This is a genomic window from Vibrio anguillarum, from assembly GCF_001989995.2.
Taxonomy (GTDB): domain Bacteria; phylum Pseudomonadota; class Gammaproteobacteria; order Enterobacterales; family Vibrionaceae; genus Vibrio; species Vibrio anguillarum.
This window is the reverse complement of sequence record NZ_JAHGUP010000052.1, coordinates 39665-54231: the sequence shown is the minus strand read 5'-3', so window position 1 is coordinate 54231 and position 14567 is coordinate 39665. Positions and strand designations below refer to the sequence as shown.

At 41.8% G+C, this 14567-nt stretch carries 12 protein-coding genes; 5 read left to right on the top strand and 7 right to left on the bottom strand.

Annotated features, from left to right (window positions below; genetic code table 11):
• On the top strand, positions 1-3766 hold a 3766-nt coding region (locus PL85_RS13155; protein WP_194573181.1), incomplete at its 5' end, for a VWA domain-containing protein.
• A gap of 61 nt (positions 3767-3827) precedes the next feature.
• Here PL85_RS13155 and PL85_RS13150 read toward each other — a convergent pair.
• Complete coding sequence (locus PL85_RS13150) at positions 3828-5021, bottom strand: class I SAM-dependent methyltransferase (protein ID WP_047689509.1); 1194 nt, start codon at positions 5019-5021, stop codon at positions 3828-3830.
• A 221-nt stretch (positions 5022-5242) separates the two neighbouring features.
• On the opposite strand from PL85_RS13150, the gene yccX reads away from it, so the two are divergent.
• Positions 5243-5521 carry an acylphosphatase gene (gene yccX, locus PL85_RS13145; protein WP_064625145.1) on the top strand — a complete coding sequence of 93 codons (279 nt, stop codon included), beginning with the start codon at positions 5243-5245 and terminating at the stop codon, positions 5519-5521.
• 56 nt (positions 5522-5577) lie between these two features.
• Here the strand turns inward: yccX and PL85_RS13140 are convergent, their stop codons facing one another.
• From PL85_RS13140 to PL85_RS13115, 6 genes are all read right to left on the bottom strand, one after another.
• Positions 5578-5907 carry a TusE/DsrC/DsvC family sulfur relay protein gene (locus tag PL85_RS13140; RefSeq protein WP_064625147.1) on the bottom strand — a complete coding sequence of 110 codons (330 nt, stop codon included), beginning with the start codon at positions 5905-5907 and terminating at the stop codon, positions 5578-5580.
• Positions 5908-6033: 126 nt separating this feature from the next.
• Positions 6034-6702 (bottom strand): Bax inhibitor-1 family protein, encoded by a 669-nt coding sequence (locus PL85_RS13135; protein WP_010318447.1) that lies wholly within the window; start codon positions 6700-6702, stop codon positions 6034-6036.
• 204 nt (positions 6703-6906) lie between these two features.
• On the bottom strand, positions 6907-7674 hold the full coding sequence (locus tag PL85_RS13130) for an amino acid ABC transporter ATP-binding protein (RefSeq protein ID WP_013856933.1): 768 nt from the start codon (positions 7672-7674) through the stop codon (positions 6907-6909).
• A gap of 20 nt (positions 7675-7694) precedes the next feature.
• Positions 7695-8792: an amino acid ABC transporter permease gene (locus PL85_RS13125; protein WP_026028006.1), complete on the bottom strand. Its 1098-nt coding sequence runs from the start codon at positions 8790-8792 to the stop codon at positions 7695-7697.
• Position 8793: 1 nt separating this feature from the next.
• Entirely contained in the window at positions 8794-9999 is a 1206-nt protein-coding gene (locus tag PL85_RS13120) for an amino acid ABC transporter permease (protein ID WP_088728833.1), read from the bottom strand.
• 69 nt (positions 10000-10068) lie between these two features.
• Positions 10069-11097, bottom strand: a complete 1029-nt coding sequence (locus PL85_RS13115; RefSeq protein ID WP_026027113.1) for an amino acid ABC transporter substrate-binding protein — start codon at positions 11095-11097, stop codon at positions 10069-10071.
• Between the two features lie 457 nt (positions 11098-11554).
• Between PL85_RS13115 and PL85_RS13110 the strand changes: the two genes are divergently transcribed.
• From PL85_RS13110 to PL85_RS18860, 3 genes are all read left to right on the top strand, one after another.
• Positions 11555-12475: a precorrin-2 dehydrogenase/sirohydrochlorin ferrochelatase family protein gene (locus tag PL85_RS13110; protein ID WP_017044682.1), complete on the top strand. Its 921-nt coding sequence runs from the start codon at positions 11555-11557 to the stop codon at positions 12473-12475.
• A 143-nt stretch (positions 12476-12618) separates the two neighbouring features.
• Entirely contained in the window at positions 12619-13425 is an 807-nt protein-coding gene (locus tag PL85_RS18865; RefSeq protein ID WP_234912780.1) for a tetratricopeptide repeat protein, read from the top strand.
• Between the two features lie 3 nt (positions 13426-13428).
• Positions 13429-14523 (top strand): tetratricopeptide repeat-containing diguanylate cyclase, encoded by a 1095-nt coding sequence (locus PL85_RS18860; protein ID WP_234826563.1) that lies wholly within the window; start codon positions 13429-13431, stop codon positions 14521-14523.
• Positions 14524-14567: the final 44 nt, after the last annotated feature.

Genomic DNA, 14567 nt, shown 5'->3' with positions numbered 1-14567 from the left:
CATCAATGGTGCGAACGACGCGCCAAGCATCGCAATCTCAAGCATTGCGCCTCTCTCCGAGGAAGGCTTATCTGGTGGGCTTCAAGATGATATTGGATCCTCAGATACAAGCGACGCAATTAGGGCATCTGGCACCATCACAATTGATGATGTAGATAGCGATTCCGTAGAGATCACTCTTTCGGGCCCGGAGGGCATCACGTCGGGAGGTATGGAAGTCGTTTGGGAATGGGATGCTCAAAATCACAAGCTCATAGGCTCTACATCTGGGAGTGATTCTAAATCCGTTATTGAAATCGAGCTTACTGCTCCTAATGCAAGTGGCAAGGGCGAGTGGAACTATACAGTCACTTTACTCAACCCTGTCGACCATCCAGATGGCTCCCAAGAAGATACACTGAGTTTAGATCTCGGCGTATTTGTTTCAGATGGGCAAGCCACAACGGAAAGCAAACTATCTATCATCATTGAAGACGATGCACCTAGCGACCATGCGATGGATCCAGTTGCTGCCACAGCAACTGACATCCCTGATGTGTTAACTGGCCAGTTTGATCTAACGAGTTACCGTGGTAATAGGACCACGATTGACGGTGGTCAATTTACTATTACTGCAAAAGGATTCTCTTCAGCTTTATCATCCACGTTAGTTAGTGCAAATATTAATGGTGACAGCGAAGGTATCGGCGTTAGTAGTAAGGGTTCTCCGTACCATAATCTTGCTAATGAAGTTGATTTTCGGAAGTTTTCTGATGGCAGCTCTGCATCCGAAGAGTTGGTTATTAAACTCGATCCTAACACGGTAGCTTATGGTGCGAAAATTGAGTTTAGTAAAATGTTTGGTGGTGAGCGTGAAAGTGGGATTGTTGAGTTTTGGCGAGATGGGAAGTTGATTGCAACTCAAAGTTTTACCTCTGATGAAAACCGTGGAGATTACGCTAAAGACTTTTCTGTGCAGCAGGGTGGCTTTGATACGATGGTTATCAAAGCTACTGATAATGGTAACTCGTTCAATCATAAAGATAATAGTGACTTTACCGTTAAAAATATCGAGTTTCTTGGTTCGGATGCGCCGCAGCCAATTGCTTATGGTTCTGGTGTCGTTGAACCGCAATGGGGGGCCGATGGTCGAGGGGCACTGCAATTAGTTGGCCTGGATGAATCTGCGACACTCAAAACGGTTACTGGCTCTGACATTACTGTTGGATTAGTAGGAGCAAATACTCTGACTGGTAAAGATGCAGAAGGGCATTTAGTCTTCAAACTCGAGTTTACACCGACAACGGGAAAATGGGAGTTTTACCAGTATCAAAATATACAATCGCCGTTAGGTGATGGAGATATTGATTTCCAAGTGAAAGTTACTGATGCCGATGGTGACAGTGCTGTGCTTGGTTTTGCGGTCAAGCCTGTGTCTCCGCCTGTTATTGGTGAATTGACGCTCAATGTTTCTGAAGAAGGCTTACAAGGCGGTATAGCAGATGACGCATCCGTCACTGGTTCACAAGATACGACTAACCAAGCTTCAGTTGATGGTCAGTTAAGTCTTTCCAACGTTACTCAATTGTCCATTGGTCTACCGAGTGATCAATACACATCTAATGGTGTTGCAATCACTTGGTCATTATCGTCAGATAAACAGATGCTCACTGGTTCTGCAAATGGTAATAAGGTTGTCGAGTTTGCGTTAGATGATCAAGGTAAAGTAAATAGTGTGTTACATGCACCTATCGATCATCCAGATAAGGCAGGTGAAGATCATTTAGCTATCGAGATCCCACTTGAAGCGAAAAATGCGGCAGGAGCAATCGGTACTGGTGTTGTTACTCTCGTCATTGAAGATGATGCGCCGTTAGCAAGAGACATTTTGCATGTCTTAGAATCAGAGACTAAACAAGGCGCCAATGTTCAGTTGATTTTAGACGTGTCGGGTTCTATGGCTTGGGAGGCTGGCAACGGTAAAACTCGTCTTCAAGTGATGAAAGAATCAGCGGTACAGTTATTAGATCAATATCAAGCTATTGGTCAGACTCAGGTCCAATTACTGTTATTTAATGCAACAGCTTCTCCTTACCATAATGGTTCTTCTTACTGGATGACGGTTGAACAAGCCAAAAACTACATAATGGGCCTAACGGCTTCTGGAGGTACAGATTATGATCACGCTATTGAATTGGCACAGAATCAATGGTCTGGTCTCGGTTATGGTGAGCCATTAAGTGGCGCTAGCAATGTGAGTTATTTCTTATCTGATGGTGTACCCGAAGGATACGATTGGAAAAATGGTGTGAAAAACTTTAACACCATAGAGAAAGATGAGCTTGATAGTTGGGTTAGTCATTTACAAGAAAACAAAATCACCTCTCTTGCTTATGGTATGGGGAATAATGTTCCGCAAGGAGAATTAGATAAGGTTGCTTATGATGGCCATTTAAATGTAGATACAGGCTCTATAGTAGTGTCTGACGTGACTCAGCTTCCCCCTATTTTATTACAATCTGTCATTCAACCTATCGGCGGGAATATTCTTGTACCTGTTGATGGTTATGGGATGGGAGCTGATGGGGGAGTGATAGCGAGTATTACTATCAGCGATGTTACCTATTTATTCGATGGCCAATCGATATCAGTTATGGGGACATCTTCATCTCTGACCCATAGTTTTGATCCTACAACCAATACTTTGTCAATTTATATTAATGATAAACACTCATTAATTATTGATTTGGATGATGGCAGTTACCAGTTCTTTGGGGCAACTATTTCATCGGATACCCAATTGGTTTTCGACTATACATTAAAAGATAACGATGGGGATACAAGCTCAAGTTCACTAACATTTGTTGTTGGGCACGACATTAAAGCTGAAGGAAATAGCATTGATTCGATACAGCTATACGATACCACTACGTCAAATCAAAAAGTGCAGTGGTCAACATCGGGTGCCGGTTCATCGTCGGTGACTTATCACGATCATGTTGAAAAAGGTTTAGTCGTGGATGTAGGCGATGGTGGTGATTATGTCTATCTCGGAAAAGGAGATGACATTATTTATCTTGGTGATAGTCATGTTGACGGCTTGGATAATCATACACAGGCTCATCTAAAAGAGATGGCGGCTTCCGATCTTTTGGATCGTTTTGGGACTGGGCTTGATGGCTCTTGGCTACAAGATGCCAATAACGAAGACAGCGCACTCAATATCCCGGGAGCTAGTAATGCTTACGTCGATATAGCTCATGGCGGTGGTGGCGATGATCGTATATTCGGCCAAGGAGGTACAGATCTCCTCTTTGGAGGCTCGGGTAATGACCATATCTACGGTGGCGAAGGGAACGATGGCCTTCGCGGTGGTACTGGTAATGATATTCTAGATGGTGGTGCTGGGAATGATGTTCTAATTGGCGGCTTAGGCAATGATATCCTTACTGGTGGTGATGGTGCAGATATCTTTAAATGGGTTGAGATGGAAACCGCGACTGACCGCGTTACTGACTTCCATCGTTCGGAAGGGGATTCGTTAGATTTTTCCGATTTGTTTGAAGACATGACCAAAGATGAGATCACAGCATTGCTTGATGGACTGGGTGGTGCAGATCATCAAGGTGTTGCGGACGATGTATCTATCCGTGTTACAGGAAATGAACATGAATCGCACCTAACGATTGTCAAGTCGGGTCAAACATTGACCGTGGACTTTGATGGTGCGTCAGCTGCGGATATCACCAGTAGCTTGATGGATAACCTAAACCATTTAAAGGACTAAAATAACGAAAACCGGAGCTTGATTAGAGCTCCGGTTTTTCTTGCTGCCTATAAAATACGGCTTACAACACCTTACAGGCGAACCCTTTTAGATAAAACCCTTCAGGGTAGGCTGAATCTGTTAAGTGGTCAGCGGCTTGCTCGAACCTTTCAACAAATTTAACGCTACGACCTGCATCGAGCGCCGCATCGGCAATGATTTTTTGGAAGAGATCGGTGCCCATAAGGCCAGAGCATGAATAGGTGAGTAAAGTGCCACCCGGTTTTAAAATTTGCATTGCCAACATATTGATGTCTTTATAACCGTTTGCACCGGAGATCAGGTTATTTTTACTCGATACGAACTTAGGTGGATCCATAATCACCACATCAAACAGCGTTCCTTGATCACGGTATTCTCGCAATAATTTGAAAACATCGGCATTTAAAAATACAGCGCGTTTTTTGGAGATATCGAATTGATTGATCTCTGCATTGTATTTGGCGGTATCTAATGCAGGTTGTGAGACGTCGGCATTAATTACACGTTTGGCACCGCCTTTAAGAGCATACAAACCGAAGCCTCCGGTATAACAAAAACAGTTAAGGACATCTTTATCCTTCACATATTTTATTGATTTCTGGCGGCTGTCACGTTGGTCTAGGTAAAAGCCTGTTTTGTGTCCACCAACAATATCGACGCTAATTTTTACGCCATTTTCTTCGATAATGACTGATTTTGGCGGCTCATCGCCATGCAGCACGCCCATGCGCTCTTCTAAACCTTCTTTTTTACGAACGGCAACATCTGAACGTTCGTAAACATGGCACTCTGGGAAAACGATTGTCAGCGCTTTAACAATATTTGTTTTATGGTATTCAGCCCCTGCGCTAAGCAGTTGGCATACTAGATAATCTTGATACTTATCGATAGTAATACCGGGCAACCCATCTGATTCTGCTGCAATCAGCCTAAAGCCTGTAAGACCATCTCGTTCAATAATCTCCTGGCGAACTAACAGTGCATCTTCGAGCCGTTTCACAAAAAAATCGACATTGATCTCCTGCTTCTCAAAGCTCCAGACGCGAGCTCGAATTTGAGAAGTAGGGGAATAGGCTGCTTTTGCTAACCACTGATTATCATGAGTATAAACGTCGACGGTCTCTCCAAGGCTAGGCTCACCTTCTACCTTGCTGATCCCTCGGGAAAAGACCCATGGATGTTTACGGCGCAAAGATTTTTCACGGCCTTTGACTAGATAGATTGCAGCTGTCATACATTACTCGATGAATATTCAAAATGGGGGCGTATTTTCATAGAAAAGGTAATGGAAAGCAAACAAAGAGCGAGCGTCATACGTAAATAAAGGAAATTGTTTGGGGAGAGTGTCTATGGGATGTACATCAAATTAACCCATTGTCATTTCTTTCATTATAGTGAACGACGCATTTTAGTAGATAAATGATTGAGTATTTAAACATAAAGAGAGGGATCCAAATGGCTCAACAGTGCGACAAGTTTATCGTGACAGGCAGGGTCCAAGGGGTTGGTTTTCGTTATCACACCGCTCATCAAGGACTAAAGCTAGGCTTAACAGGCTATGCTAAAAATTTACATAACGGCGAGGTTGAAGTCATCGCCATTGGGAATAGTGAAAATTTGGAGCAGTTTTATCAGTGGCTTCAACAAGGCCCCAAAACGGCGAAAGTAATGTTGGTGTCGCGTGAGTCACTTCTTTCTTATACTGAAAAATATAGCGGATTCGAAATACTTTAAAAGTAGCACCGCTTTGTATTTTGTATGGTTAAGTTGCTTGGGGGCTTAGTTTCGCACTACAAGCATTTGGCAGGTTTTGGTAACCCAGCAAGTTTAGTTGCTTGTTTGGCCGGGCCTTTTTTAAAGAGTTTGAACAGATATTTGCTATTGCCTTTTTCCGGACCATGCGCTTTTTCCATCGCTTTGACTAACATACGCACTGCGGGTGAAGTATTAAACTCTTCATAAAAGTGGCGCACGAACAAAATGACTTCTAGATGAGCGTCTGTTAACTCGATATCTTCCTGACTGGCCAGTGTCTGGATCATTCCTTCTTCCCATTCGGTATGGTCTAGGAGGTAACCCTGAGCATCAGTTTCGACGGTTTTACCATTGTATTCAAACATCTTTATTACTCGATTAAAAATCCGCGTTTAGGGTAGCGTAGTGAATGTGTGATCTCAACTGTTTAGAAAGCAAAAAGCCCGCAAGCTGTGGCTTGCGGGCTCGTTTGGACAAAATGTCGACGTGAATTAGTCGTCATTCATAATGCCTAGAATAGCCAATAAGCTTGTGAACAAGTTCAGGATATTTAGATACATTGAGATGGTAGCACTAATGTAGTTTGTCTCTTCACCTCGTACGATGCGGCTTGTGTCAAATAGGATAAAACCAGAAAACACGAGCGCCGCGATGCTGCTGATCGCAAGTTGGCCAACGGTAGAACCAACAAAAATATTAATAATCGCCGCAACGATGACAATAATGAGGCCTGCCATTAAAAAACTTCTCATGAACGAAAAGTCTTTTTTAGTCGTAATGGTATAAGCGGATAAGCCCATAAAAACAAGGCCAGTAAGACCGAGTGCCTGAGCAATAATGCTAGAGCCATTCGGGATTGCCGCATAGTGATTAAGCATTGGGCCCAGAGCACCGCCCATTAATGTGGTGAACACAAATGTCCACACTATACCAGAAGAAGAGTTAATGGCTTTAGGCATCACGAAGAATAGAATACCGATTGCTCCCAACTGCATAGCGAGTGCCATGAATGGTGAAATCTGCATTGCCATTGTTGCCATCGCAGCAATAGCACTAGTGATAAGAGTCATTGAAAGCAAGAAGTAAGTATTCTTCAACACTTTATTAGTTTGTAGTGTGCTCTCTAAGCTAGCTGAGCGAGTAAACATAGGGCTGTTCATAATCTTCCTCGTAAGGGTTTATGTTTGTTTGTACATTTATGGGGCTGAATGAGCTAAAAAGCAAGCCCTGTATCGTATTTGTTTTGTGTAAATTTTAATAAAAATAGTCACTTAGATGTTAAAGAATGTGTAACACCATGTGTCTATGCTCATAAACAAAGAGAGAGGTGATGTTCACCTCTCTCTTTGTTGGTCGTTAATCCATTAATGATGGAGAATTTGAGAGAGAAAATTGCGCGTTCTATCGGATTGAGGATTTTCAAAAAATTCAACAGGGTTATTTTCTTCAATGATCTCACCAGCATCCATGAAAATAACGCGATCGGCCACTTCTTTAGCAAAGCCCATCTCATGGGTAACACAAAGCATCGTCATGCCTTCTCCTGCGAGTTCAACCATAACATCTAATACTTCCCGTACCATTTCCGGGTCAAGTGCAGATGTTGGTTCATCAAATAACATAATCTGTGGGTTCATGCACAATGAGCGTGCAATCGCAACTCGTTGCTGCTGACCGCCAGAAAGTTGACCGGGATATTTGTCGGCTTGATCAGGAATCTTTACGCGTTCCAAATACTTCATCGCAACCGCTTCAGCTTCTCCTTTAGGCATCTTTTTTACCCAAATTGGAGCGAGTGTACAGTTTTCTAACACGGTTAAATGTGGAAAAAGATTGAAATGTTGGAAGCACATACCGACCTCGCGTCGCACGGCTTCAATATTTTTAAGATCTTCCGTCAGTTCGTTGCCCGCGACGACGATTTGTCCTTTTTGGTGCTCTTCCAAGCGGTTAATACAGCGAATCATGGTCGATTTTCCTGAGCCTGAAGGGCCACAAATAACGATCTTTTCGCCTTTTTTAACGGTAAGATTGATGTTCTTTAGTACATGAAATTCACCGTACCATTTATTCATATCATTAATCTGAATCATGATTTCTTCAGAAGGTGCGAGGTTGCGTTGCTGCGTCATAATACGTCCTTGATTTGTAGTTATCGTTTGTGACCAGTATGGAGTTTGTTTTCAAGCCATATCGAATATCTAGACATAGAAAAGCAGAACACCCAGAACACTAACGCGACAAATATATAACTTTCAGTAGAAAAGCCTAACCAATCCGGATCGGTATTGGCAGCTTGTCCAATACCGAGCACGTCAAACATCCCGATAATGAGTACTAAGCTGGTATCTTTAAATAGGCCAATGAAGGTATTAACGATAGATGGGATCGTGATCTTCAGTGCTTGCGGCAAAATAATCAAACCGACTTTTTTCCAGTAACTTAAACCTAACGCATCGGCGGCTTCGTATTGACCTTTAGGTATCGCTTGTAAACCACCACGAACCACTTCTGCCATATAAGCCGAACTGAACATGACCACCCCAATCAATGCTCTAACCAATTTATCCGTTTCCGAGCCTTGCGAGAGGAACAGAGGCAGCATAACGGATGCCATAAACAAAACTGTAATCAGTGGCACACCTCTCCAAACCTCGATGTAAACGGTACATAGGCTGCGAATAATGGGCATCTCGGAACGTCGGCCCAACGCCAGTACAACGCCAATCGGTAACGAAACAACAATCCCAACTAAGGCAATAATCAGCGTAACTAATAAGCCTCCCCACTTATGCGTTTCAACCACTTCTAGGCCGAAAAAGCCTCCATAGAGTAACGCCGCGATAAGAAATGGGTAGATGTTGACAAAAAACAACCAAATCCACGTTTTTTTCGGTGTATTTTCATAGGCGAGCAACGCACTAAAAATAGCAAGAGTGAAATAGAAGAGGCGAGGTCGCCAGAGCTCAGCTTCTGGATAAAATCCATACATAAACTGATCCCAGCGTACGCTAATAAACACCCAACACGCCCCCTCCCGGGTGCAATCACTACGTTGTGTGCCTACCCAATCGGCATTAATAATCGCCCAATCGACAGTATGCCAAACAAGCCAGAAGGCGAAATACCCTAAGATCAGTGTAACGATGGAATTGAGTGCGTTATTAAAAAGATTTTTGCGCAGCCACCCAATGAAGCCAACGGTATTGGCTGGCGGTGGCAAGTTAGGTTGAAACTGATGTACTTTCATCTTATCTCTCCACCAAAGCAACTTTACGGTTATAGATATTCATTAATGCCGATGTCGTTAAACTGAGAGTGAGGTAAACACCCATAGTCATCGCAATAATTTCAATCGCTTGACCCGTTTGATTGAGCGTTGTGCCGGCAAAAACAGAAACCAAATCAGGGTAGCCAATCGCCATCGCTAATGATGAGTTTTTGGTTAAGTTCAGATATTGGCTGGTGAGTGGTGGAATGATGATGCGCAGCGCTTGAGGAATGACCACGAGTTTTAATGTTTTTGAACGAGATAATCCTAATGACATTGCTGCTTCGGATTGACCATGGCTCACCGCATTAATGCCAGAACGGACAATTTCGGCAATAAATGCGGCCGTATAAATACTTAGTGCAATCAGCAGTGCGGCTAACTCAGGGATAATACTGATGCCACCTTGGAAGTTGAATCCTTGCAGTTGTGGATACTCTGCTGACACTGGACGGCCCATAGCAAAGTACACAATGACAGGAAGTAGAATGCACAAGATAGCCGCAATTCTACCCATAGGCGTCTGCTGACCTGTTAAACGCTGTTTGTTTCGAGCCCAAATGCCAATAATTAAGGTGGTTAGTAAGCCAGCAAGAAAGGCAATAAAGATAAATGTGCTGCCACTTTCGAAAATGGGAGCAGGGAAGAACAGACCACGTACATTGAGAAAAATAGAATCCCCTAACTGCATGCTTTGCCTAGGCGATGGTAGAGCCTGTAACACGGCAAAATACCAAAAGAAAATTTGCAGTAATAAAGGAATATTACGGAAGATTTCTATATACACAGCAGCAAGTCGACTGACTAACCAGTTAGAAGAGAGACGGGCAATACCGATAAAAAAACCTAAAAGGGTGGCAAATACAACGCCTAAAAAAGAAACTAGCGCGGTATTGAGCAAACCTATGATAAAAGTTCGTCCATAACTAAAGGTTTCATTGTATTCGATCAAAGTAAGGCCAATCCCAAAGCCAGCTTCTTGATCTAGGAAGTCAAACCCCGTGGCAATGCCTCGAGAACTTAAGTTAGAAAGTGCATTGGTCACAATGGTGTAAAAGAAAAAAAACAGAACGAGAACAGCAATAATTTGAAAGGCGACTGAACGAAAAGTAGGATTGTAGAACAAATTTGCGCTTTTAGCCGAGGGAGCCCCTGAGCTAGCCGCAATAGTTTTAGTAGGTTTCATACAACTATAACCTCAAATCCATTTTTCCAAAAAGGCGGTTAAAACCGCCTATTTGGGATTGTGTGACTATTAACGAAGTGGTGGAGCGTACATAAAGCCGCCAGCATTCCACAACGCATTCGCACCTCGTGCGATTTGTAGTGGAGAACCTTTACCTACAGTGCGTTCAAAACTTTCACCATAGTTACCGACTTGTTTTACAATTTGGTATCCCCAATCATCGCGAATGCCCAAACCTTTACCCTTAGGACCGTCCAGGCCAAGTATGCGTTTGATATTAGGATCGCTAGATTTAAGCATTTCATCTGCATTTTTTGAGGTAATACCGTACTCTTCTGCGTTAACCATCGCATTGAGAGTCCATTTCGCCACGTTAAACCACTTGTCATCATCTTGACGAACAACGGGCCCAAGTGGTTCTTTAGAAATGATTTCAGGTAATACAACCGCGACGTTAGGATCAGTTAAGTTCAAACGTAGCGCATACAAACCAGATTGGTCGGTTGTTAGAGCATCGCAACGGCCCGCGTCAAAACCTTTTGAGGTTTGCGCTGCTGTATCGAATACCACAGGTTTGTATTTCATGCCCGTGTTGCGGAAGTAGTCCGCCAAGTTCAACTCAGTAGTTGTACCGGATTGGACACAAACCGATGCCCCATCAAGCTCTTTTGCACTTTTCACTCCTAGGTCTTTTTTCACCATGAACCCTTGACCGTCATAATAGTTTACGCCGACAAAATTAAGGCCGAGTGCTGCGTCGCGTTGGAGCGTCCAGGTTGTATTGCGCGAAAGAACATCGATTTCACCTGATTGTAGGGCGGTAAACCGTTCTTTTGCTGTGAGTGGAACATATTTTACTTTCGATTTGTCACCAAGAACTGCTGCGGCAAGTGCCTGGCAATATTCAACATCAATGCCTTCCCATTCCCCTTTTGAGTTCGGGTTGGAAAAGCCTGGTAGACCAGTGCTCACACCACAAGTAATAAAACCTTGCGAAAGTACTTTATCTAAAGTGCTATCTGCTGCTGAAGCTGTCGTCGCCATCATGGCAGTAGAAGCTGCTACAACAGAAGCAAGAACAGTGAGTTTATTCGCCATTTGTATCCTTCCTGTATGATCCATGTTAAACCAGGTGACACCTGATACAACGTACTAAAAATGTTGTTATGTAGCTTTCCAAGTTGTATTTGCATGCAATCGCACATTTACAAATCAACCGTTTATAAGCGTAGGTAATGATTTGTATTTTCTCAAATTAGTAATTTGAAAGATTTTTGATTAGATTCACAAACCTAAGCTGCAGCTAGAATGAACAAATGTTGCAAGATTGTAAATAGTGCAACCGTGTTCAATAGTGGGGCAACAGAATAGAAGCAGTATATTTTTCTTTTAACGTAAAATTAACAATTGTATCATTAGTGTGTTGTCAGGATTTTCAACTGTCTAATGGCGAAAATTTGGTTGATAATTATTTGGCTACATTTAATTAGTGTCGCAGATGCCCTATTTTTGGTAGCATCAAGCGAATAGTTATCTAGATTATTCATGGAATGAAATGCAGTATTTTCCTCTGTTTTTGAATTTATTGGGCAAACCAGTGCTGGTTGTGGGTGGGGGCGAAGTCGCCTGTCGAAAAGTAGAAGCATTGATTCGAGCTGGGGCTCAAGTCACCGTCGTATCACCTAAGATTGAACGTTATCTTTTGGAACTGGTAGAGCAGAATCGTTGCCAATGGGTTCAAAACTTTTATTCATCAGAACTATTAACGAAAGAATACTGGCAGGTATGGGCCACAACGGATAATCCGTCGCTTAACCACCAAGTGCATAAAGATGCAAGAAAGACAGGTGTTTTGGTCAATGTTGTCGATGATCAACCATACTGTGATTTTATCACGCCATCGATGGTCAACCGTGGGCGAATTCAGATCGCAATATCCAGTGGTGGTGCATCACCAGTGTTGGTGAGAAATATCCGAGAAACATTGGAAGCGGTTCTTCCGCAAAATCTCTCGTTGCTTGCTGATTTCGCTGCCTCCAAGAGAAATTCAATTAAACAATCACTCAATTCTGTCAGTGCTAGAAGAAAGTTTTGGGAAGCCTTTTTAAGTGATTCCAAAACAGAAAATGCAGTAAGCCGTGAAGAATTAGAGCGTTTATACCAACAAGCTCTCTTAGTACCTATAGAAGAATCAGCACAATGTACATGGATAAGCTGTGGCGATGATGTTGAAATGTTGCCGATTAAAGCGCTGCGTTACATGCAAAGGGCAGAGGTGGTTTTTTATGAACAACATTCTCCTTTTGAATTGATTGATCTTGTTCGCCGTGATGCTGAAAGGGAAAGTTTTAAGAATGCCGCGCAACTTGCAGAAAAGCTTGAGCAAGCAAAGTCTGATCGCAAAAGAATATGTATTTTGTTACCTAGAAACAGAGCAGAGTACGCTTTGCTTGTGGGGAAAGACTTAATGTTGTAAAAATAGTGCCATAGGTTATTGTTTTATCGGATTATGTTGCAGACCGAGCCTGATAAAACGAAGATGACTCAAAACTGAAGAGCTTATGTACTATGTATAAATCGATGCCACGTTCGTTCAAATCCTTCCTTGTGGTTAGCATTGTGAGTTTGGTTTCTATTTTTATGTCGTTACAATGTCACTCAAAGCTGCAAGAAGCTGAGTTCTGTGCAGATGATTATTTGAGCTGTAATATTAATAAAAGCGATGCCTCATTTCTCAATTTATATTATGATTCTTTTGAGCGTCCTGAAGTTATCAAAAACTCTTTTACGGATTGGCGACAGTGGTGGTCACCTCAGGCAAAAGCTCTCTATATATTTTCACAAAATAATTTAATACAATTTGCGGGAATTACTCCTCTAGTTACTGAGGAAGCATTGGCTATTGGTCGTCAATACAATATAGACTGGATTATTGCGGAGGCTTATTTTTATGAAGCACAGGAATTATATTCATCACAACAATTAATTCAATCTGAATCCTTACTCAATGATGTTCTAGAGATGGTTGAGCGTATTGGATATAATGGGTTGAAAGGGCGAGTTTATAATTTATTGGGTAATATTTCATTTGATCAAACCAATTTAAAGAAAGCCTTAAAATATTATCAAATTGCTTATCAATTATTTGATAGGAATAAATATGCTATACAAATGTGCATAATTCTAAACAATATATCGACTGTGTATATTCATACGGAGGATTGGAAAAACGCTGATATATATAGTAAGAGATCTTTGAAAGTATACCAGAATAATAATTTCTCTAACTCACTCACCGAAGCTATTTTATATACTAATGCCAGTGTGATAGATACAGCGCTAGGACGTGAAGAATCTCAGCAGCGCAATGTTGAACTTGCTTTTGATAGAGCGATGAAAACAGGTTCTAAACAGTTGCAGTTTTAGACTATGGTTAACTTAGCCGATAATTTATTAAATCAAGGTGAGACAGAAGATGCCTTAGATATTATGATTCGATGTTTATCTCTTGCTAGGGAAGAGTCTAATCCCTTATTTACCGCATACTGTCAAGAGAGTTTAGCGGAAGTCTACCTTGCAAAAACTCAGTTAGAATTGGCTATCTTGAGCGCCAAAGAAGCGGTAGGAATTTATACAGATCACAATAATGTGCCAAGGATAATATATGCTACTGATATTATTTCAAGAATTTATGAACAAAAAGGTCGGTATGATGAAGCATTGTTTGAATATAAGAAAATGGCAACATTAGAAAAAAAACTTATCCTTCAGTCTAGAGAAAAAGAGGCATTGAGTCTAAAAAATCAATTTGACAGAAAACTCGACGAACAAGAATTATTGCTATTAAGTGCTAAGAACGATATACAGAAGCTGCAGATACAAGCTCAGGAATTTAGGGAATGGTTGTATTTTTTGTTATTTATTATTATTAGCTTTTTATCTTTAATTAGTTATCGGAAGTATAAAAAATTTAAAATCAAACACTCAACTTTACAGCAGGATCATGCAAAGTTAGAAGTTGAATCTACACATGACCCACTCACGGATTTGTATAACCGAAGATATCTTGATACTTGGTTTTCTTATCAGGAAGAAACAACTAATAATAAACCACATTTATTAGCCATAATTGATGTCGACTATTTCAAAAAAATAAATGATCAGTATGGTCATGAAGCGGGGGATGAAGTGTTAAGGGAATTATCTACCATTCTGAAACAGCAGCTTCGACCTGAAGATCTACTTATGAGGTGGGGAGGTGAAGAGTTTGTGATGATCATTAGTGCACCAGAAGCTCATATTAAAGAAGTCTTGGAGAGAATTCGTGCTCAAGTCGAACAAACATCATTTTACTGGGCAGGGCAGCGGGTTCCTGTAACTGTTTCCATTGGAGCAATTGCTGAGAAGTCGGTGTCTAAGTTGGCGTTGTCGTGGCAGAGTGCAATGGAGAGTGCAGACCAAGCGTTATACCAAGCGAAGTCAGAAGGAAGGAATCGATTCATTGTAAATGACAGTTATCAGTGATTGAAAAGCCACCTAATGAGGTGGCTTTGATATTTTATTCGTGG